This is a genomic window from Halorubrum sp. Ea1, assembly GCF_002252965.1.
Classification (GTDB): Archaea; Halobacteriota; Halobacteria; order Halobacteriales; family Haloferacaceae; genus Halorubrum.
This window is the reverse complement of sequence record NZ_NHPG01000127.1, coordinates 28194-51045: the sequence shown is the minus strand read 5'-3', so window position 1 is coordinate 51045 and position 22852 is coordinate 28194. Positions and strand designations below refer to the sequence as shown.

Below are 22852 nucleotides of genomic sequence, written 5' to 3'. Positions count from 1 at the left end.
GCCCTCCCCCTTGGGGTCACGCTCCGGTGTCGGCGTGCTGCTCGCCAGCTTTGGGCTGATACTCGCCAGATCGATCGGCGCGTCCCGGTAGATCGTCCCGTTGGTCTCGACCGTCGCGTGATACCCCTCTTCGTCGAGCCGTTCGAGGAGTTCGACGGACTCCTCGTGGATGAGTGGCTCGCCGCCCGTGAGTACGACGTGGCCAGCCTGTTCGTGGGACTGCACCTCCTCGACGATCGAATCAACGTCGCGCCAGGCCCCGGTCGGCTCCCACGACGTATGGTAGGAATCACAGAACCAACACCGCAGGTTACACCCAGAGGTCCGCACAAACACCGAGGGGACGCCTGCGAGCGTTCCCTCGCCCTGCAACGAGTAGAACACCTCGTTGATCGGAAGCCCCTCACCAGCCGCGTCAGCGTCTGTTGTGGGCTTCTCGACGTCGCTTGCGACCGGCATCAGTAACTCGCACAGAGTTCGCCGGTTTCACTCACCGACACGGAGACGTCCGAGACGGTGTCCGGGAACGCCTCGAGCATCCGTTGTTCGAGCAAGACGCTCATCACTTCTGCCGTTGGTGGGTGATCGAGGACGACAAGGGCGTCGCCGTCGCCGGCCTGCTCGAACGCGTCAACGAGCGGGTCGCCTTCCTCAACGAGGAACCGGTGGTCCCAGGTGTCGATGACGTCCGTGACGTCGCCTTTGTCGACGACCCACCCCTCCTCGGTGAGTTCGCCGGTCACTTCGACGGTGATCTCGTAGTTGTGGCCGTGTGGCCGCGAGCACTTCCCGTCGTGGTGGAGGATTCTGTGGCCCGAGCTAATTCGGATGGGGTTGTCGGCTCCGATTTGGAGTGTGCGTTGGCCTGCCTCACCGAGGCCATCTGCTTCGGATTCGTCTCTCGATAAACTTCGGGACATACTCGAAGAATATTCGGGGAATATATAAAGATTGAGTTTCGTTACTTCATCGATGGAAAAGCAGCCCGACTCACACTCATTCAACGTTCGCTTGCGCACTCGTTGCGCATCGGTATCTCCAAAGTTCGACCCACAACATCGTGTCACAGGTAACTGTACGGCCGTACACGGTGGTGACAGCTGATGAAGACCGAAGACACTCGTGCGATCTTCACCGCCGTGTTCGCCGGCTCGATCGTTCTCGCAAACGTCCTCGCCGCGAAACTGACGTGGATCGAGCTCCCCGGGCTCGGCGGGGTTGCTGTTCCCGCCGGGTTCGTCGCCTTCGGCGTGGCGTACCTCGCTTCAGACCTGCTCGTCGAGTACCACGGGAAAGAATACGCTGCGACCGTGGTCAACGGAACCGTCGTCACCCTCGTCATCGCGTATGCGCTCGTCTTCCTCGCCATTTGGATGCCATCCGCGCCGTTCTACGGTGGGCAAGCCGCGTTCGTCTCGACGCTTGGCGGCTCGGCATCGATCATCCTCGCCTCCGTCGTCGCGCTCGCGTTCGCCCAGCATCTCGACGTCCGACTTTTCGCTAACCTGAAGAATCGTACGGCTGGTCGGCATCGCTGGCTCCGGAACTGCGGCTCTACTGCAATTAGTCAGGGCGTGGACACGGTCGTGTTCATCACGCTCGGGTTCGCTATCTTTCCGGCACTCGGCCTCGGTGGGGACCCGACCTGGGGTTGGGCGCTTGTGTCGATTGTCGCTGGGCAGTACATCGTGAAGGTGCTTGTGGCGCTGATTGATACGCTCCCGTTCTACGCTGTTACGGAGTTCGTGGAACGGCCGGCTTAGCTCTGTATGTGCTGAATGGGGGCCAACCTTCGTTGCTGAATAAGGCGAAGATATGGAATTCAGTGCTTGGGAGACGTGTTCGACGTAGGAGGTAGTGAAAGATGGGTGAGTGAGCCCGGAACTACGGCAAATTAAATAGCATGTTGTATTATCGGGATAAATTCACATCTACTTTCGTAGACTGAGCACCGTCTTTGGATATTCTAGTCGGGAAAAGATATAAGTCACAGCTGAGCTTATCGCAGCTCGTTACATGTTATACAGACGACGAACACTATCAACGCCACACGGAAAATTAGAGACACCTGTTCTCTTCCCAGTCCGTAATATCGGGAAGCGATCAAGCGATAACACCCCAGAGTACGCGAATGAGATCCCTGACCTCTCGACTGCGATGGTTAACGCTCGGTCGATACGTCAGCGGGAACCACAATGGGATAGAATACAGGACGGTCAGACCCTGCGAAGTGAGATGGGGGTACCCAAATCAACCATTATTTTCGCCGATAGTGGTGGATTTGATTTCCGCTCTGAGGAACTAGACACCACCCCAAAGAAATCGCTCGAAACACAGCAGGCAATCGAAGCAGATATCCTTGGAACAGTCGACGTTCCACTCTCGCGCGAGAATAGAGAACGAGAGAACGACCGACGGGCAGAAGAGAACATTCAGCGGGCCCTTGCCGCGAGCAATTCGCATGACGGTGACGGCTTACTTTTTGCTAGTGTACACGGGTACGACCCTGAGACAATACGGAACGGTATTCGTTATCTTGAGGAGAACGGTGAATTCGACGGATACGCCCTCGGTAGTCTCGTTCCTATCAGGACCGACTATGAGAAGGTCACAAAACTGATATTAGCTGCACGGCGAGCAACTGACAAGCATCTCCATGCGTACGGATTGGGCGGCCTCGTGTACCAACCACTACTGCTCTACTGCGGAGTGGACAGTTTCGACTCAAGTGCGTTTATTCGAAGTGCTGGTAACCGGAACTACCTGATCCCCGGGTTCGGAGGAGAGGAACTACGACATATCGAGGATCTCGAATACCTTCCTTGTGCTTGTCCGGTCTGTAAAGATCGCACGCTTGACGACATCCGCGAGGACCGTGATGCTCTCGTGAAGCACAACTTATGGGCGCTCACACTCGAACTTCGTCGCTTCCGTTACATGGTAGAGGCTGGCGAGGACGTTGAATCATACCTCGATCTTCGCTTCCGTGGCAACGAAGTAACGGCCCGAGCCTACAAACTAGCGAAGCAGCAAGTTAGGAGGCTCGCATGAGCGACGAACGTCCCACCGTTCGACCAGTTAACCTCGGTCGGCTGGTTGAGATAACTCACTTGTGTCGGAATGGCGCGCAATCGACGGATGATGTCGTTGACGCACTCGGCGTGAGCAAACGGCGTGCACGAGAGACTATCCTCGAAGCCACGCGTATCAGTCTCACTGAAACAATATCTGACGAGGAAACCTACGCGACAACGACCATCGGTGAGCGCTTTATCGATGCCGTTGAAGCGAGTGATTGGGAGAGAGTCAACTCAGTTCTAAAGACACACAGTCCCCACTATGGAGAATTTCTGGGCCTATTTGAAGGTAGCAACACCATCGAACCGGATGCGGTACTGAAACTACTCGAAGACCAATCCGAGTTTACTCCGTACGAGTATAACGAGACATCGTTAGACGTCATCGGGGCCTGGGCGCAACGCCTCGGCGCGATCCAGAGAAATGCGTTCGACGGTACATTCTATACAGTCAAAGAAAGCGATGTGCCACCCAACTTCCCGTACGTGCTTCTGTCCGTTGCTGACAGCCTAGAGGAGAGTGCTGGCGTGAATCTGAAGAAACGGTATCTCTCGATCCCTGAACTTCGTGAGCATACCTGTGAGCGGCTCAGTTGTGACCGTGCTGCGTTCGATGAAGCCCTGCGGACGCTCGCACAACAGAATATCGGTCGGATAGAGCTCTCCGGAGCACCGATCGACACCGGTGCGAAGGAGGCACGGTATGGACTCAAAACGATCGAACTAGCCGATGTTGACGGCGAACTCGTCACTACCGATCAGTCTTCAGAGCAGGTGATGCGTGGTGTCGAACAGGCCGGTAAACAATACTACTACCTCGCGGTGTACGACCGCGACCTCCAATTCAACAATAATGACGACTGATAATTTTGAGATTACAGACGAACAGCGCGACTACTCATCCCTTGGTCTCGACGAGAACCCGTTCCCCTATAGCCCAGTCCCAGCAGACAACCCGGATGTTTACTGTGGACAGGATCACGTGGCGAATGCAGTAAGCGATACTGTGTCTACGGTTCTTAGCACCGGCAAATCGAAACACCTCGTGATCACTGGTAAATACGGGAATGGGAAATCTCACACCCTCAAATACGCACGCTCGCTCGTCCGTGACCGCGAAGACGTACTTGTGGGATACGTCGCTCAACCCGGCGAAGGATTCCTCGATGTCTATCACGAGTTCATGTATGATCTCGGCTTCGACCGCGTACAGGAACTTGCGTATGAATTTCTCGCTCATGTCGCCCGAGAGCACACCGGGGCGAATCCGATGGGAGCCCCCTCAATGAAATCGCTGCTCGACGATGGAGAAATTCTGCTCTCAGAACTCGTTCCGAAAGCTGTCCAACGACTGAGCGATGTGACGAAGTTCGCAGATTTCGCTCGGGCAATCGTACATATGGTGTACGAAGACACCAACCTCTACGCATGGCAGTGGCTCACCGCAGAGGGCATTCGGTACGAGCAGCGGAAGGAGATGGAGATTCACAGCGCACTTGACGACGACACGATGGGTGTCCGTGCATTTACTGCGCTCAAGAACATGCTCCTAGAACTCGGATACACCGGCGTGTTCGTCTTCGTGGATGAGTTTGAGAGCGTAGCGCGACTCTCTCCGAAGAACGAGCAGGCAACACTCAACAGTCTAAGACATTTGATGGATCAGAACAGTTCCGGACTCAGCATGATGTTCGGGTGTGCTCCGGAGGTCTGGCAGGACATCATGAGCGAGTATCACGCGTTCTCCGAACGAATCGGTCGAGAAGTCTCTCTCCGACCAATGACAGAGGACCACTTGGAGGAACTCGTTGATTCTTATCTCGACCTAGCCTCCGATAAGTCGGTTTCAGTGTCCGATGTCTTCGAGGAAGACAGCCTCCAACTCATTTTACAGAGTTCACAGGGAAACGTTCGACAGGCACTTTCCATCTGTAGCTACACGGTCGATGACGCAGCCAAACGAGGACGGGCAAACATAGACACAGAAATCATTCAGGAAATCGTCTCCTAGGATCCGCTGCTCTACTGGGGTTTACTTGATCCCAATCATTATTTCTGGTCGAGATCTCAGTTTATCAGATGATTGAACCGCTCGTGCTGGCAGCGGCGAAGGATTACCTCGTTACCGACAGTATCGAGCACGGGTACGCAATCGTTGATGCGCAGTTTCTCGTGAACCAGTGGGGAGAAACAAATGTCGCAGATGAAACTATTGAGAGGCTCTCACCGATCAACGCACTAAACCTCTCATCAGGGCGTCCAGATGCACTTGTGGCCGCACCGAATCCGAGTGCGTTTGAAACAAGTACAGAACAGGTTCTTGCTCCGCTACTGTCTGTCATCGAAGCGAAAGGCCACTCGGCTGGCTCCGTGAACGTCGCAGAGGCGATAACCCAGGCACACGCACATCTCGATGAGGTAAACCTTGGATTCGCAGCTGTTCCGAAGCGCAGCATAAAATCGATCCACCGTCGATTGGCCGGAGAACTCGACGTTGGAGTACTCCTAGTTGATGAAACCGGTGATGTTGAAGTCGCTGAAAAACCCCGAGCAGTTGGCGCATCGACGACTCCCTCTACCGAGACGGTTCGGTTCCATGCTCGAATCGGGGGGGATGTACCGTCCAAATTGAAGAAGAATCACCCGAAGAACGCGCTCGGGTACATACTTGCAGTAACTGCCGATGGAAACACCGAAACGCTGTGTGAAGAGTATGTTATCGAGACCGTGTCGCATGCGAGATTAGATGCAGAGGCATTGGGTTTGGTCGCAACTGGGAGTGGAAACCCGAGACTGACTCCCAAAGGAACTGAGTCAGTTCGGACTCTTTCATATTGTTATGATGGTGTAGTGGCTGCTTTGAACAAGATCCGCGAGTATCGCCGTTCCCGAGAGCGATTGATCGACGTTGAACCAGCGATGGCGATTGTAGCACGAGACGCGATTCTTCAATATCCCCCCACACAAGAGTTGCTACACGTTTTAGATGATATCACTGAAGAGGGATCCGGGAGATTTCGTGTCGATCAAGTCGCAAAACGTCTTGCGAAGCGTCGCCCGGAGTTCGCTATCGACTTGTTTCTCAGCACGGATCCGAAGATACGGCGAACTGCTCTACGAGATCAAGAAATACGGTTAGAAGTATTTGATCAAGAGGAACACTATCATACGAATACACTATACCAGTACAAGGCTGTGCTATTCCACACTGGTCTTCTCACGTCAAGAGGGTTAGATACTCTCGCAAAATTGGATTTCTCTGAGGAGAAGGAATCTCAGATGTGGATCCCTGAAGTTAGTCTCTAAATCGAACGAACAAAACGTATCATCCAAAATGGAGATGTTGAATGTCGTCCCCCGAAGTGGAGTTCTTGAATCGGTCAATCCCCTGCTCTCATCGGTTAGGTTTTCAAGCAAGAAATCATCTGAAGAATAGTATTTCAACAGAATCAAATAAATACACTCAGGTATGAAATTGAATTCTATATGTTAATAACTCCAACAAAAATTTAAAGCCGATCAAAAGTAGCTGCCTATCCCAGATTGAGAACCCGCTGAATGGTCAGTTTGACAGTACTCAGCCGCTTCTTCAGGGGTGACCGCGTCTTTTGATCCACAGAGAGCTGCTGAAAAATTCTTGAGGTAAGTCCCTTTCAGACCTACTACTGTTGAGCCAAACTCTTTGCCTTCCTCGGTCCGCGCAGGTACAGAAATAGCCTGTTCGTATTTCTCTTCCATTTCTTCCTGGTTAAACAGGACGACAGCTGTTTCTACCGGCGTAGAACTGAGAAGCCCGTTAAGATCGATCGTGTCGTAATACTTCGCTCCGAGAGCGAGGAAGACGATATCAAAGTCTCCGGTGTCGATCAGTTCTCTCAACCGCTGAGTAAGCTGAAATCGTTCCTCCCGTTCAGCAATCTCCGCTTGGGACATCGAATTAAACGTAGCTTCGTACGGAGGCAGACGCTGGTCTTCATTGACGAGTCCGAAGCCCGCGCTGACGAAGAACCGCTCCACGTTGTGACCTTTCGTCGTGAGCGCGTGGACTGCCTCCGTGATTCGACGTTGCTGCTTTCCGTCGTACAGGTCCTTCGCTCGAATCCCTTCGATGCCTAAACTCTGTAGGAGGGTCTCTATATCCTCGTTCTTTGTTCCTTCCTGATCTACGACAGGATAATCTGCTGGGTGAGATTTCGTCCCAGAGCACTGATCGATAATCAGGATCCGCATTCAGAACTCCTCCAATTGGATCTGTACGTCTCTGTTCGGGGTAAAGTCGGATTCGTATCCCAACCTCTTCAGGATCTGGTCCCAAATCCCTTGCGGCTTGTCCACAAACTCGACAGAATCAATATCAAACCGTGTCTCCCCTTCGGGGTCGTAATAAAGGACTGTGTCATAACGACCGGACTTTCGTTCAAGTTCTTCCGAGATTCCGATAGGATCGAGAGAGATGCTTGTGGGGCCAGGTTCCCACCACTCATGAACACCATTTGCGTCAAGAACACCAATTTCCGCGACTGGGACATCATGGATTACCTCCCAAAGATCTTCATACATATCTGAGAGATATTCTTCTACAGTATTTCGACCAAATAGAGAGCTATCGGCAGGCACGACAACCAGCATCTTCGGCAAATCGTGTTTGAACTGCTGATAGAACCGGTACGTGTTATGGAACCCACGGCGGCGATTTCGGTTGTTCCCCCGGAATATCGCAACTTCAATACCCAAATTCTCGCAGATCGGACAATCACATCGGTCCCATGGACGGGAACGAAGCGTCTTCCGGTATCCCTCAAGAAGATCCTCGTCCTCGATCAGTTCTGATGAAGCGTAATTCTCTAACACTGTCCAAATCTGTTTGAACGTCGCAACTTCGCCGGAACTCTCTTCGAGTGCTTCAACACGATCTACAGTCCGTGGGAACCCCTCAGCGACCTCACGAGCGGTGTCGATGATCCTAAGATAGTCATCAAAATCAGTGGGGTCGTCAGCATCATCCGCACGTAGTAGTTTCACGAGTTTCTTCCGAACATCATCACCAAAACTCGCCTGTAGTTCGTATCCGTGTTCGAAGTCGTCACGGAACTCAGTAGTAATCTCTCGGAGGAGTCTCGCATCATATCTCTCATCGTGTCGGTGTACCTCTAGGTAGTCAACAAGGGCATCAAGTACGAGGTTCGCTTCCGTGTACCAACTACGGATGTGGCTCGAAATGGAGGCTTCGTCGTCGAAAGCTCGTAACGCATGTAGCACCTCTTGACCCAGCATCGATTTTTTGACGGCAATCTCGAGGTCATCACCGGGCGCTGCGTACCGAACACGGATGGCATCGAACCGCTCGTCAGAATTCAAGTGATAGTTGTTTCCACCTGTCCACGCCGCCCGGAGCATGCTCGCGCTGTCTATCGAGGACATCTGTGCTCGACCGATCGTCTCAAAGCCATCCGTCTTTGCGAACCCAAATACGTGTGTATCGATTCTCGTCTCGTGTTCTGACTCAAACTGCGCTATTCGATGTCCTACGTCTGTGACGATCTTCTCGACCTGCTCGAGTTGACTCCCAGCAACGCCACCGACCCCGACGTACTGGTACCCCATCTGCAAGACATCGTCGAGTGCCTCTCCGTAGGTGGTCGGATCCCAGCCCTGAAACGCAGCCATAAGACGGAACGACCAATCTCCCTCGTCGTATAGTTCGCGTATCTCTACTGCGTTCTCAAGAGTAATTTCGTAGCGAATCTGCTTGTCATCTTCACGGTAGACCGCACGTGGATCTTCATCCATGCGACCAAGGATATCGTGTACCGTACCCTCAAAATCATCGTGAGTAAACGGTTCGACAGTGGACACATCGTAGACCGATTCCTCGTATCGTTTGACAAGGTCGGGCCACTCCACGGGCCACTCCTCAACCATGACGTCCACTTGCTCAGTGAGTTCGTTGGGCAGATCGCTCTCGGTAAAATCAGGATGTAGTGCTCGTTCGTCGAGATAGAGACGGCCTTTCTCTTTACCCGAACCCAACACGAGGTGGTCAATAGTGACTCCGACAGTCACGTCAAGGCTCTCATAGAACTGTAGCATTCCCTCGTTCCCGTACCGGGGGAATGGGAGCGATTTGTAACCCCATGCACCACAGTCACTGATGGTTGGAAGCCAGTCCGGAATATTTAGTTGTGGGTCATCGTAGACACCATGCTCAGTGACCCGGTCATACTTCCGCCGACTGTCTTCTACCTGCTCACGGGAAATTAGCACACCGTCAATTGGTGTTGTCTCATAGTCAAAAATATCCCAGATGAAGTGACGCTCCCGCTCCTGCTTGTTTAGATTAGAGAGTTCGTCGTGGACGAAGTCGTAGCGGGCGTCGACTGCGTCCTCCCATTCGGGGACATAGAACTTCACAGAGTTAGTTCACCAGGATAGGATTGCTTCTTAATGTATTTAGAAGCATCCAATTGATACGGTCTGCTTGTGAGTCCGCTCAAAAATAGGGCTTGGAATATTTGGCTCTGGTGAATCGCTGTAAGACGACGGGATAGGCCGTCAAATCAAAAGAAGTGAAGCGGGAAATCGGCGATGCCTATGTCGAAGATCTCCCGCTTCACGAGCAAGGCGGTCACGTTAGCTAAAAATGCTGTTGGTGGCCGAGGCGAAGCCGCCGCCCCCGAAGGGGGTGGGGGCTTCGCCGACTACGCCGTTGTTTCGCTCCACTGTCTCCGGATTTACCTAGAGAAATCCTACCGCGAGGCACTTGATATCCTGAGCGAGATGCCACAAATATTGGCCGAGATCGGCCTCGAAGAGGGCGATCTTCCTGATCACTCGACGTTGGTAAAGGCGTTTGATAGGTTCGAGATGGAAGTCTGGCGAGTGCTTCTGCGCCTCTCGGCGCAGCTGCACGACACCGCCGATCACGCCGCGATGGACGCGACGTTTTTCGACCGTGAAACCGCCAGCAAGCACTACTGCCGTCGGACGAACTATCGCGTTCAAACGCTGAAAACGACCGCGCTCGTCGATACAAAAACGCAAGCTGTGCTCGACGTTCACTGTACGACCGAGAAACGTCACGACACGCAGATCGGCTGGCAACTCGCCCTCCGCAACGCGGGCGAGATTGCCAGCCTCGCCGCCGACAAAGGCTACGATTGGCAGCAATTACGCGAGAAATTGCGCGAAGAAGACGTGAGACCGCTGATCAAGCACCGTGAGTTCCGACCCATCGATTGCGCGCATAACGCGCGCATCGATGGGTCTCTATACGGCCAAAGAGCACTGTCTGAGACCGTCTTCTCGACGATCAAGCGCACGCTCGGCCACGCGGTGCGTGCCCGAGCGTGGTACCGCGAATTTCGTGAGATCGTTCTGATGTGTGCGGTTTACAACATCAAGCGAGCCGAGAACCAGTGAAATCAAACGCCTTCTGGCGATTCACCAAAGCCGAATATTTATATTGGATATCGAAATATCTGAGACACATATTTCTAAATTGATCTAGACTACCACGGTCGATAGACATTTGGAAAAAACGAATACTGTGTCTCTCCGGTGTAAGCTTCCTCGGGGATTCGGTCCGGTGCTGCTATCTTCCAAATCATGTCAAAGTAACTTATACTAGTCTCCAAAACGTTGGGATTTCGTGTTTGTAATCCGGCCTCCGGATTATAGTAAAGACTGTTTTCCATTAGATTTGCACTCCCAACAAGCAAATTCCCGTTCTGTGGAGATCCTGCGATGAACAACTTGGCGTGAACACCGGTTTTCTTCAAATGTGATTGGTTATTTTTTTGCAACTCACGCAATTCTGTGTGGTCGTGATATTCTTTATAACGCGTGTAGCTCCGGAGTTCAAGATTACCCTCGGTATCACCGAGCCGGGACAAGAGGTTCCGTTTCAGTTGAGACCACTCATGTCCTTCGGGTAACCGGAACAACAGTCTGACCTCAATATCATTATCGAATAACCGCGATAGTTGTGAGACATAGTCCTGAATCGCAAAGTTTGTCCACGGACACATAATCCGAACTACGGGTTTGACATCACCATCAGCCTCTAGCGGGTGGTTGATAACTTCCGGAATCATCTCCGCGAACGATTCTGAATCGTGAGGGCGTTCTTGACGCCACCGCCGAATCGTTTTTATTTCCTGTTCAAGTTCTCTGCTGTCGCCGACATAGTTTTCGATACTGTAGGCATCCGCGTGAAACTCCGGATCGAAAATTGTGTAGATGAACCGAGTTGGGCTGATAGTGAACGACTGCATGAACGACATCGCAGTCGTGAGGATACGATTCTCTTGCTGTTTTTGAATCCCTGACACACCTGACTGCAGAATGTGGAGTGATACCAGGCGGTCTTGAAGATCCCCCAGTCGGGTCTGAACCCAATTAGTATACTCGTCGACGGAAGGTGGTTCGTCCACCGGAACAGGATATACCTTCTCGAAAAACAAGACACCATCATCATAGGTCGTCTCGATACCTGCGTCCTGTAGATCAGTATACACGCCTAATTCGTGCTGGTCAGTCTGTTCTGCCACCCATCCGGCTGCGAGTGGAACATCCCGCTGACTAGCAAGTGCACAAACCCCGGCGATAGACGGTGGAAATGGCCAGGTTATGGAATCTGTAGTGGTTTCAGATGATCTTTTCAGGGCAAGTGTTTTTTGTAGTTGCGCTTGCTTTCGCTCGGTTTGAGAGATCAAATCATCTACCACCGTTTCCAACTCTGTTCCAAATAGGGCCTCGACTAAGTCCTCTAATGCATTATTCCGAACGTACACCGATAGTGCGCCATTCATCCCGGTCGGCCGTGGGGTTGGCGGCTGAATATCAAACGTTTCGAGAATAGAAGGTACAATCGAATTGTGCTGTTCTATTTCAAGATGAGACAGTAATCGATCGAGGGTTGCATATGCTGCCTCCGACCGAGATTTAGAGAACCCTTCTGCAATTGGTGCGAAAACTTCACGATTCAATCGATAGCCATCTTTAACCGGTCTAATGATTCGCAGGGATTGAGCAAGTTCTCGTTCCGTAGCGGAGTCAATATAGCCGTGAACATCGCGTCTTGACATTGTCACAACATCCTCAGCATCTGTCGTCTCTATAGCCTCCTGCCCTTGAACGAGCAGATTGGTGATGCCACTTGGAGTGTCGAAGTAGGCTGCGCCGGCGACGAAAGCGGGTACAGAATCCGGAGGAACAGTACTTGCTGCGTGAGCTACTGCCGGTGGAAACCACGCGGCACACAACTGTTCGATACCTTGTTGGAATGAATTCCATCCTGGCTCATAGTTCGTCCGGAGCACCTCTAGATCGTAGTATCGTCGGAGTGCTTGGCTTTCTACGGCCCCAGTTCTTTGGTGAGAAATACTTCCTAATATTAGTGATTCTGGGGAGACACCCCAAACCCCGCTTTCAGATGATTTGATTAGCGGTTTCAAGAATGAATATTCCATAATATTTTTGCGAAATACTTAATCTAAGACGATTTTACCAGGATCCTGAGTCAGCACTTCAGCGAGCAGATCACGGAACCCCTCTTTCGAGAACGTACGATCCTTGTTGTTCTCACTACAGCCGTACTGATAGAGGCACTCAGGACAACCACTACCGCAATCACAACCATCGATGTTTGTGTACATGACCTCTAGGGCCTCGACAAGTTCTGTATAGACTCCATCATCGGTACCAAACAGCAAGTCCGTTACGCCGTTACCGCCGACAGTGCTTTCGAAGACGAATGCTTTCTCGTCACCCTCTTCGAACGATTCCTGAAGACTCCGGATATCGACCCCACCCGTTCGTTGGAGAGCAAGGCGCAATCCGTGGGCTAATGTATGTAACATCGTATCATTGTAGGAGCCACTCCGTATGCGAATACCCATAGTTTCAAACTTTCTGCCGACAGCAACCTCTGTCTGCTTAGCCGGGTCGTGGTTAGGATTACTGAGACACCGGCGGCTTCCGTCCTCACGCGGTACGACGATACTGCCACAATCCTGCTCCATACACAGATTTAGCCGTTGTGGTGTCGGGTCCTGTTCCCCGCTATCGTAGCTAGCTGTGTAACTGTCAACCGTCTCTATGATTCCGATCTCACCGTAATCTACTGTAAAGAGGGAATCGCCGTCAGCGGTCGTAATCTGTAGCGATCGCTGCGTATCAAATTTTGATATCTCAGCAGACATCTGGGCAAACGTGCTTCGGGGGTTGGTACTGTAGTCCGAGAGGGAATACACGTCCGTGATGTCCATGTCGTTCTCTGTAACGCTGTCCTGAGTAATTTCGACCTCATTTATTGTTAGTGGTTCAACTTTCGAGAGGTCTGCAGGGCCTGCCCCGCAGTCAGGACAGGCCTGTTGCCCACTCCAACTAGTGATGAAGTTACATCGATCACATCGTAGCTGTTCAGCGCCAACTTCCTCTTTTAGCTCACGAGTCCCTTCAGTGTCTTTTACGATTCGTGTGACAACGTAGCCCTGTTTGTTCCGGAGAACGTATGCGTATGGGTGTAGTTCACGCAACGCCATTGCGGAGTCCCGGTTCCAAGCATCTTTTGAGTCCATTGTCAACTGTCCGTGTTCGCTTAAGGACCGCCGTTTGACGTTCACGCTTTGACTGAACGACCGAATATTCGGGACATACGCAGCTACACCCGAGCGCTTGTGGATGTCAGAGAATTTCGAGCCTTCATACTCATTGATGAGCTCTCGGACGGTATCACGTTGAATTTTGAGCCGATCGATATCTGCTTGCAGTTCCTCGTCCGACTCATCGGATTGGTCATCTTCATCAAATCCACTCGAGAACCCTCCGAGCCCACTTGACGCGTCTTCCTTCTGACGAATTTCTTCTTTAAATTCGTTGAGTTCTGACTCAAGTCGCTGTCGGTAGTTGAATGCAGCCAAGACCAACCGTTCGCTAAACTTCTCGAGTGTTTCGTTAATGAGCTCCTTGTATTCTGTCGCCGCGTGTGTGACATCCACTTCTCCACACTCGGTACATTTACCCGTCACACCTACCGAAAAGATGTGATTACAGTTCCGACAGTAGTTGTAATCAAGTAATGACGTGAGCCACGGCCGTATAGCTTCGTCAGCTTCAACGATACGCTTTAGTATGGTGAATATCCGCCCGTGATCGATCTGATCGATAGGCCGATTATACAAATACGTAAACGTCTTGTAATCCGTCGGGGGCGCTGTTCGTGGCTCATCCTTTCGGTAACGATTCCACTCATCAGGGTCTGGTTTCGTGAACTCTTTTCCCTCCACTTTGTCTACCTGTTGCCACGGTATGTGGTACCGGGCAGCGATATAGTCCATGATTGCCCAAGTTAGTGAGACACTCAGAACGTACTCGTTATGCTGGTCAAGTGGAATGGGCTTTTCTCCTGAACTAATGAGCTGGCTTGGTTTCTTATGGTAGTAGAAGTCAATTGGATTCCGCTTGCTAACTGTTGTGACCAGTGATTTGCCAGCATCACGCCCTGCACGTCCGATCCGCTGAAGATATGCGTTAGTGTTTGGTGGCGTCCCAACAAGCAACAACGTGTTTAGGTCACCAATATCAATCCCGATCTCCATCGCCGGTCCCGTAGAGAGGAAGTTCGGAACTGAATCATGTTTGAACTCGTGTTCGATCCGACGTCGTTCGTCAGCTGGGACATCACCTTTGTAGACCTGGCTGGTGAGTAGTCGTGGGTTCGTTGTCGAAGCCCGGTATGCGGTCCGATTAAAAAACGGCGACTCCATAGTTGCTCGATCGTGATAGCTCGAATGGTAGTCGACGAGCCCACTCTCGGAGTTATTCCTGACCTGTATCTCAGCAGTGCTCACAAACGAGTCTCTATGGTAATCATAGTGGATACTATGGTCAGACCCAACAAAGTGCACATTCACCTCATCGAGAGAAAGTTCGACTCGATCAAATTGGCTATCCTCGGTAACTACTCCGCGTTCTTTCAGTCGGTTGAGTACACCGACCGGATTTTCGATCGTCTCATCTTTGCGGAGTGCTTTCAGCAGGTTCTGTCGCGGCTGGCGATTGTCTTCTAAAAGATGGCGACAAAGGGCTCGCTGTGCTGGTGTTTCGGGAACTATGTTGAACGAGATATCAATCATACCCTCGTTCACTAGGCGACCATACTTCCGCCCGATATTCCCGTTTACAAGCAAGTAGTTTCCGGGGATGAGTTCACCGAGTAGCGATCCTCTCCATCTCCCGTAGCCGATTACGTCATTGATGATATCGTCGCTGGCGTCCATCTCATCCCAATAGCTTCGGGCTTCATCTATCGTCCCTTCAAGGAGTTCCTCTAGCGAGACTGTTCCATGGTCTTCTACATGACCAAGGATTTGCTGCTGAATGAAGAGTTCCCGCTCCGGTTCTTCGAAGTCGTTAGCCATCCGCTCCATATCGCGGTAAGAATCTGCAAACGACATCATCTTTGACTGGTACTGAGAGTCGTTCGTATCAGCCAGTTCTCGGAGCATGAACTGACTCATGGTTACCCCTGCGTTGTTGGGAGACCGCATGAGTGAGTCATAATTTCGGCTCCGGCCGTGATAGCAGGGTAGTGCGTGTGAGGCCTTCCCCGTTGAATTAAGCCGAACATTCCCGTTCGAATCGCGGTAGGCAGACTTGAGCCCGAAGGATTTGTTTATCCGAACGACATCTGAATCAGAGTGCTCTTCGATATTACACCCGGTTCCTGCTAGATAATAGAGATCTGTCGAGCGATCCTCGTTACAAGCCTCACAGAAATCTGCCTCTTGAGTATCAATATAGGCAGGGAGTACGAAGGTGTTGCGTCCGCATTCACAGCCGTCTTGTAGATCACGAGGTCTGAGGCGCTTTGCGTGGTTCTCGTTCGTACAAACCCAGGATAGCGAATATTTGGGGATCAGGGGAGCGTCACAGCCACTACAGTTGAGGCCATCCTGATTCTCGTTGTGATGGTCACATTTTGGGTCACTACACTCTCGAGCGAGGTCGTCGCCCAAAGTTAGAGAGCCACCGCAATGTGAGCAACCGCTATCGGCCTTTGGTAGTTGAATATCACATGTCGGGTTCTTACATACGGTACCCTCTGATGTTCGGGTCAGTACGCCACCACACTTACAATTATTCAGGCCCTCTGTCGGGTGTTCTGTCTGCCCACAATCTTCACAAGTGTACTCCGGAGTCCAATAGATTCGAGTGAGATCTCCGTGATTGGGGTGGTTACACTCCGGTTTTGATGCGTAGAGATACTCACCCTCTGTCTCTTGAGTTACTGGCCGTACTGTGGCGCAGTCTGGGCAGTACCACGCCTCATAGACCTGCTCGCCGCAGTTCTGACAGAGTCGTATTTTTGTGACGAAAGACGTCTGTTTCTCATGCCCCTGACAGTCACATGCTTGCGGCTTCGAGTAGATTCGGTGGCAGTGAATACACTTGTAGTAGCCGTCGACAGGCCAGTTGAACAGATGAATCCGGACTTCATAATCCGCAAGTTCGAATAATGTCAGGACATTGCTGGCAGCCACTTCTGCTGCGTCTGAAGAGATATCATAGGTTCTCTCAATATACTCCGTAAAGTCTTCAGGAGTAGGAGCGGCAGGGATATCGTACGCTTCATTGTCTGAATCTTGAAGCACACGATGCAGATGCCCTAGGCAATACAACGATCCTTCTGTAATTTCTGCTTCGAGAGCCGTCTCAATGTCCGTATCAGAGTCCAATCCGAGTCGGGATCGAATCTGGTTGGTTTCCCCACTACGGTCATGTGTGGCATTTCCCGCAAATTCCGCAGCGGTGTAGGGCTGTTTCGTCAGCGGTTCGGGTAATCGACCCGGATCCGTGAGGACTTCGTCTGGTGTGACCTCCTCAATGAGTGTGTATGACTTATCACGTTCGTTAGTTGGAATCGAGAGTAGACGTTGGAAGAGTTCCTCTCTCTCGTCGATCGTCGCACTAGACGCGACCATCCGCAACGGATCGTCGATACCTCGCTCCTCACGGAGTCGACGGAGACGTTTGACGAGCATCGACACGTGAGCGCCGAACAACCCCTCGTACGTATGGACCTCGTCGAAGACTAAGAACTTCGGCTGGTCCACAAACATTCGATGGGCCTGCTCGTCATTGACATTGAAAAGCCGATAATTAATCGTATCTGGGTTTGTCAAAATGATGTCCGGCGGAGATTTATGCATCTTGTCCCTAGTCAGGTGTACAAAGTCTAGGGTGTGCCCGCCATACTCTTCGATAAGTTTGAGCCGATACTCGTTTTTCTCGCTCTCAACGTAGACGTTCGGTGGGACTTCTTCGAGTGTTTCCTTATCGAGGGCCGTTTTTTCAGCTATTGTACTCGGAAGTTCGAAGTGTTCGAAGGCGTCGATAAGGTACGTGAAAGTGTCCTTATTGCTTCCTGGTACATAATTACTGTAAGGAGTATCACCATCATAGACTCCTATAGTAATTTCTTGGTCTGCAGGCAAATCGGCTTTCTCGTTGACTAGCCAGAGATACTCGATGAAGCGCTTGAGTTGGTCCTGTGCCAGCGCCTTCGTTGGGTAGGTTAGGACAGCCTTGATTCCGTTGGCTGGGACGCCATCTAGCTTGTTTCGTTTGGCCCGTAGTGCGTACTGTAGAATCGGAATGAACCAAGACTCAGTTTTTCCTCGGCCTGTCCCAGCTGCGATGAGGGCGTGCTTATCGTCGGAAAGCCACTCGATAGCCTCTTCTTGATGACGCTGTAGATATTTGAAGTTCTCTTCCGTGAACGCGTCGATAATCGGCTTATCTAGCCCGTTGGGTGCAAATGCGCCTCTTACATTGCGAGCGAACTCCGTCCACGGGGTATCACTCCAAGCAGCGGCTGGTACTCCCTCTAAATACGGGCCCTTCGATCGGATGAGCTGTTGTTCTTTCGATCGCTCCTCATCGGCCACGAACTGATCAAGGAGCCCCTGATAGCCCCGCTGATTCCCCCCAATGAGGTATTTTGCGTAGCTATCCTGCGCATGCTCACCGAGTTTGATTGGGTCGAAAGTACTCATGGGTTGGTTGTGAATTGGATCGAAAGCCGTCTGCTGAATTCTTTGAATGTCTTAAGATCGTCCAACACAGCTTCGTCTATTTCTGCGAGGGTCACCGTCTCATCTTCCAATAGTGACCAGATGACATCCTTTGCGTCATCGGTCAGGTCATCGCCAAGATCAATACTCAGCTTATGAAACTTGTCATGATTCGACTCCCACTTCTCAGGTGTAATATCATCTCGTGGTTTGCCGTCAGCTAGTTTGTTCAGAAAATACTGGTAATTTCGGCACGTTTCGTAGGCTTCGTTATCCCCGATATCCGGTATCTGAAGGAGCGTCAAAGTTCGATCAACCGAATCTAACTCTTCGTCAACATCGTCCTGAACAGTTTCTCGAACCGTGGTGGTAAATTCACGAAATCTCTCACGGTAGTTCTCGAACTTCGTGATAACGTCTCGAACGGCAGTAGCATCGTCGAAACTATCCCACTCCTTGCTTGTTAGTGACTGTAACTCACGTTCGACATCAGATTCCAAGTTCAGGATATTGTCTTCCGGGATCTTAAGTCCCATCTTGCTTGCATACTCTGACCAAATGTCGAGTTTTTGGTGCTGTTCGCGTGTCTCCAAAATTTTGTTTTTAAGATCACGAAATGCATCGTTTTTATTTGATGCGCGCTCGCGTTTCTTCTCAATATTCTTTAGCTCTTTGTTCAGGTCTTTCGCTCGTTTACTTTTACCAACCAGCGTCTCTATCCGACTTTGGACTGGCTCGGGATCTTTGACGTGCTTCTGCCCCATTAGAGATCCCCACCAAGTTCGCTTGCTAGTTTCTGACTTTCCGTCCGTACACCCTCATACGGCGTCTCGTCCGGGTCAAAGGTCTCCTCTTCTAATTCTTTAATCGTATTCTGCAGATCCTGTTCGACTGTGTCTAACTCCTCAACGAAGTCACTCAGTCTTGAGTGGATCTCTGACCACTGGCTGTATTTCATTCTCCCAACATCCCGTTGGATCTCTAGAAAGTCCCAGACACTTTCACAGTCTCTGGCACGATTGACCACGGAAGAGAGATCTTCAAGATAGGCATCTAACTTTTCGTCGTCCAACGCGGCAATCTCATCTAACAGGTCTGGTTTTGTCCTCCCAAGGGGCTTATACGCGTCTTCGAGCCCAGATAAATCGAGAGAACTATTCATACCCTGTAGGGAGTCATGAAGTTTCGTAAGGTCGGATCTCGCAGCAAAGAGGTCATCGGAATATACTTCATCGTACTCATTGATATCTCGTGCCAGGCCTCGAATATTATAAGAATTCGATTTTAAGAAAGCATCAAAGTCTGTGCTTTCCTTCCGCGTTTCACCGATTTTGAACCCAGTGATTTTTCCTTCTATATTCCTGATTTTAACCATCAGCTGTTCCAGATCAACTGAGGCTATCGCATCTTCAAGACGATCGTGTTCCACCATGTTTCGGCGAAGGTGGAACCGTGCATGGAACAGACCATTATATAATTCTAGATTATCTTTGAGTGATTTGACGTTCCCACCGAAGTCTGTTAGTGTGTATACTTGTGAGATAGCCTCCTCTGATACGGGCTTTGCGAGCGTTTCTGCGTTAAATTCGGTTCCGTTCCCCGAGAAGACGTTGAGGAGGTATTTCCCAAAGAGAGCGACTTCGTCTAATGTCGCACCATATGTCTCTTTGATGTCCATTTCAAGATCTTTTCGTAGGTCAGTGACGGCATTATCGGCCCATTCTCGCAACTGTTCGAGGTTGATGTTGTCTTCGCGTTCGAGGCTTCTGAGGTCGGTCCCCTCCCAAACTCCGATACGAAGCAGATCTAAGAGAATGGACTGGTTCATATCTCTCGTGAGTTCGATCTGGGTGTAACTGGGCTGATCCGCATTACGAACGTGTATCGGAACCCGATCAGATCCTTTTGTCCAACGGAGATATGCCGCGTCGCTCGAACGGCATCCAGGAATGCGTAGGCTATTGGGCTTATCAAAGAAGTAAGTAATAATCCGTTGAGCTCCATCTTCAATATTTGATGTCTGATTGAAATCTGACTCACCTCGAACCCATGCTAATAACTCGTTTCGTTGCTCGGTGAAGGTACCGCTCAACGAAGGCCCATCTTCATGTTCATACCCGCATTCTGGGCAGGTCCACTTCTCTCCGGTTACGTTGATCCCAGCGCTACACTCGGGACAGATTTCCTCAAATCCACCAATAGTGGGTGCCCGACCATCACTATCAATATCGAACGAATGGGGTATTTCTGCGTTAACTGTGTACTGTTCACCCTCGTCGGTTCCGTACCATTTCAAAACCTGTTCGTCTGGGCCGTCATAATTAGGATCTAGCCTATTGTCGATGTTTCCGAGTCGCTGTTTGAGTTTCTCAGCATGTTCAAATGGTGGGTTTTGATTGTCTAGCAACTCGCTAATTACGAAATTGAGATATATCCTTGGTGTCTGCTTGGTGACGTTCTTCGATTGTAGATTGTGATAGATCCGGTCAAGGAATTCCCGGTTAAACGGATACAGCCAGTTGCCGAATGCTTTTTCAATGTCGTCTTCAGATTGTCCTCGCGGTAGAGACGGCTGATATTCAATATCTGAATCCTCCTTAATTGCTTTGAGATAATTTCTTGCGAGATCGATATGGACGTTCTCCTGTTGTAAAAAGAGTGTCCGAGAGCCAGAACCGTCTTCAGCGTCCTCAGTAAGTTCCAACCGGGCCTGTATTCGGTCATCGATCGTATCCTGCGAGGCGACATCCGCTCGACGCTGGTCAATCACGTTTTGATGGACGCCAGTGGTTACTCCAATGACCACATCAAAATGGGCAGTTCCTAGATCAGAAAAGAATGATAGCACTTGATGGTCGTAAACTGTGAAACCAGTTAGGTCCTCAATGATCAGTACCGGTCGGCGATTTTGAGATTTAAAAGCCTCGTCGATATCCCTAAGGATATCTCGGATGTCACCTGCGGAGAGCATGTCTGAAACAGCTTCAGTAGCCCCCGTCTTGATTTCGCGGTAGAGATACTCTGATGGTTCAACCTGATGATGTTCATGTTCTCTTGTTACATCTGGGAATTTTTCTAGCAGGGAACCGAGTTCATCCTGCTCAATCGGTTCGAAACTAACACTTGCGTCAGGATCGTCGAACGCATCGACATATGTCTCTAAGTTGGATCGAACTTTCGACTCAAACGCGTCGTCCTTCAGGAAATTAACGGTCGCTTCCTGACTTCCTTTGAACCGATTAATAATCTTTCCTGTTACCTCTCGATAAATACCCTCCATCGGGAGATCTCGTAAATATTTTGCGTCCTCGAAGTCCCATCCCTCAAGATCTTCGGTGAGAAGTTCGACGACCTCCCGTGGTTCACGGATGTGTCGTGGAATGAGTATCGGTTTGTGCGCGAACTCATCATCATCGGCTGTCGCAGTTTCATCTTGTATCTGATAATCTAGCCACTGGCAGAGTTCGGATTTTCCGCTCCCGCTTTCTCCGACGACAAAGAATAGTCTGTTTGTGTCCTTTTTTGTTGACTTTGTGACTGTCTCTAGAACAATATCTTCTGATACGAGACTCTCGCCTTCATTAGACCAAGTATCGAAGGCCTTGTTCTCCTCAACTCGGATTCGATTGATCGGGACGTGAGTTTTTTCAAACTCGTCTCGATTCTTTTGTTGAGCCTCCTGTGTGATATATTTGTCAACAACCTCTGCATCCCAGTTTTTCGGATATATAGTACTCATCAATTATCACTCACTCGGAGTGTCAGCTCATTATATTTCTGCCCGTTAATTTCGACAACTCCTCCAAAGTCACTTGCCTGATCGAGTTCAATAGAATTGTTCAACTCTGCCTGTTTCAGAGCCTGTTCGAAGTATTGGGCCATTGTATTTCTGTTCGTTGTGGAATATACCGGTAGATACGTCTCATCGATTTCCTTCATCATTGACTCTATCTTGATTGGCGTGTTTGGAGGGAAGCTATCTTTTAGCAGATTCAAAAGCAACGACTGGGAAATCGACAGTAGGTGGGTGTAATTCTCGTCAGAATCACTATTGACGGGTGAAACTACTCCCAACATGGACATAGTTCGTGCCCAGTAATTGATCTTGTTCTTGTTCCAGCTGATCGAACTCCATTTTGTGCTCAGTAGGTCCTCTAACTGATTTTTAGTATCGAAGTATCGTTCATCTTCTTCAGTGAGGGTATCAAGGACACCGAGATATACGGCGTCTTCTCCGGTTTTCGCACGTAGGCCTTTTAAAAGTGCTACTCGGGGAGAAACAGCTTCCAAGTGTTTGTCTTTAATAATATACCCATCTTGTTTCTGTACAAGCTGGTTTGACTCCTCGAGGAAGTCGATCGCATCTTCTAGCGGTTTCCGAGAATCACTCTGGTTAGGGTCATTAGCATCTCCCGGGTAATAGCGTTGGAGAAGTACTGATCTCTCGATGGGCCCACATCGAGCAATGTGCTTCCATAGGGCCAAGGTGTCGTCGCCGGTTACGTTACGTCCTAGTAGTGACATCTGTGAAATTTGCCCGACTATATCGGGTTGCTACTTCCTCTCAAAGAATCAGGGCCTATTTAATAAACTTGTTCGTTAAGTTGAAGGAATGCGAAATAAATACGCTCCTAGACACAGCGATACCATTAATTGGCTCTTGATAATTTTTCAAAATCGCCGCAAATATTGTATTTA

15 protein-coding genes are annotated in these 22852 nt (G+C 50.5%); 6 read left to right on the top strand and 9 right to left on the bottom strand.

What is annotated here, in order from left to right; translation table 11 throughout:
* On the bottom strand, positions 1–459 hold a 459-nt coding region (locus DJ73_RS15940; RefSeq protein ID WP_141212981.1), incomplete at its 3' end, for a 7-carboxy-7-deazaguanine synthase QueE.
* Positions 459–920 carry a 6-pyruvoyl tetrahydropterin synthase family protein gene (locus DJ73_RS15935; RefSeq protein WP_094558459.1) on the bottom strand — a complete coding sequence of 154 codons (462 nt, stop codon included), beginning with the start codon at positions 918–920 and terminating at the stop codon, positions 459–461. The genes DJ73_RS15940 and DJ73_RS15935, both read right to left, overlap by 1 nt.
* A gap of 183 nt (positions 921–1103) precedes the next feature.
* Here DJ73_RS15935 and DJ73_RS15930 point away from each other — a divergent pair, with 183 nt between their 5' ends.
* The 5 genes from DJ73_RS15930 to DJ73_RS19925 all read left to right on the top strand — a co-directional run bounded on the left by DJ73_RS15930 (position 1104) and on the right by DJ73_RS19925 (position 6383).
* Entirely contained in the window at positions 1104–1763 is a 660-nt protein-coding gene (locus tag DJ73_RS15930) for a queuosine precursor transporter (protein WP_094558458.1), read from the top strand.
* 253 nt (positions 1764–2016) lie between these two features.
* The gene (locus tag DJ73_RS15925) at positions 2017–3051 is read left to right on the top strand and encodes a tRNA-guanine transglycosylase (RefSeq protein ID WP_176451152.1); all 1035 of its coding nucleotides are present in this window, start codon (positions 2017–2019) and stop codon (positions 3049–3051) included.
* Positions 3048–3941, top strand: coding sequence for a hypothetical protein (locus tag DJ73_RS15920; protein WP_176451151.1), 894 nt, complete (start codon positions 3048–3050; stop codon positions 3939–3941). The genes DJ73_RS15925 and DJ73_RS15920 overlap by 4 nt, the downstream gene beginning before the upstream one ends.
* On the top strand, positions 3931–5088 hold the full coding sequence (locus tag DJ73_RS15915; RefSeq protein WP_094558455.1) for a BREX system ATP-binding domain-containing protein: 1158 nt from the start codon (positions 3931–3933) through the stop codon (positions 5086–5088). The genes DJ73_RS15920 and DJ73_RS15915 overlap by 11 nt, the downstream gene beginning before the upstream one ends.
* A gap of 68 nt (positions 5089–5156) precedes the next feature.
* A complete protein-coding gene (locus DJ73_RS19925; RefSeq protein WP_141212980.1) occupies positions 5157–6383 on the top strand; it encodes a hypothetical protein in 1227 nt (408 codons plus the stop codon).
* 213 nt (positions 6384–6596) lie between these two features.
* Here the strand turns inward: DJ73_RS19925 and DJ73_RS15910 are convergent, their stop codons facing one another.
* Together DJ73_RS15910 and DJ73_RS15905 are read right to left on the bottom strand one after the other, a co-directional pair.
* Complete coding sequence (locus tag DJ73_RS15910) at positions 6597–7307, bottom strand: DUF6884 domain-containing protein (protein ID WP_094558454.1); 711 nt, start codon at positions 7305–7307, stop codon at positions 6597–6599.
* Positions 7308–9488 carry a queuine tRNA-ribosyltransferase tRNA-guanine transglycosylase gene (locus DJ73_RS15905; protein ID WP_094558453.1) on the bottom strand — a complete coding sequence of 727 codons (2181 nt, stop codon included), beginning with the start codon at positions 9486–9488 and terminating at the stop codon, positions 7308–7310.
* 180 nt (positions 9489–9668) lie between these two features.
* On the opposite strand from DJ73_RS15905, the gene DJ73_RS15900 reads away from it, so the two are divergent.
* On the top strand, positions 9669–10496 hold the full coding sequence (locus DJ73_RS15900; RefSeq protein ID WP_094558462.1) for an IS5 family transposase: 828 nt from the start codon (positions 9669–9671) through the stop codon (positions 10494–10496).
* A gap of 89 nt (positions 10497–10585) precedes the next feature.
* Here DJ73_RS15900 and DJ73_RS19920 read toward each other — a convergent pair whose 3' ends face one another.
* Genes DJ73_RS19920 through DJ73_RS19910 form a run of 5 tightly spaced genes read right to left on the bottom strand, consistent with a single transcriptional unit; the run spans position 10586 to position 22678 of the window.
* Positions 10586–12547: a phospholipase D-like domain-containing protein gene (locus tag DJ73_RS19920; protein ID WP_141212979.1), complete on the bottom strand. Its 1962-nt coding sequence runs from the start codon at positions 12545–12547 to the stop codon at positions 10586–10588.
* An 18-nt stretch (positions 12548–12565) separates the two neighbouring features.
* Positions 12566–18136, bottom strand: a complete 5571-nt coding sequence (locus tag DJ73_RS15895) for a DEAD/DEAH box helicase (protein ID WP_094558452.1) — start codon at positions 18134–18136, stop codon at positions 12566–12568.
* Positions 18133–18918, bottom strand: coding sequence for a hypothetical protein (locus DJ73_RS15890; protein ID WP_141212978.1), 786 nt, complete (start codon positions 18916–18918; stop codon positions 18133–18135). The genes DJ73_RS15895 and DJ73_RS15890 overlap by 4 nt, the downstream gene beginning before the upstream one ends.
* The gene (locus tag DJ73_RS19915) at positions 18918–21893 is read right to left on the bottom strand and encodes a hypothetical protein (protein ID WP_141212977.1); all 2976 of its coding nucleotides are present in this window, start codon (positions 21891–21893) and stop codon (positions 18918–18920) included. The genes DJ73_RS15890 and DJ73_RS19915 overlap by 1 nt, the downstream gene beginning before the upstream one ends.
* On the bottom strand, positions 21893–22678 hold the full coding sequence (locus DJ73_RS19910) for a hypothetical protein (RefSeq protein ID WP_141212976.1): 786 nt from the start codon (positions 22676–22678) through the stop codon (positions 21893–21895). Before DJ73_RS19910 ends, DJ73_RS19915 begins: the two co-directional genes overlap by 1 nt.
* Positions 22679–22852 lie beyond the last annotated feature (174 nt).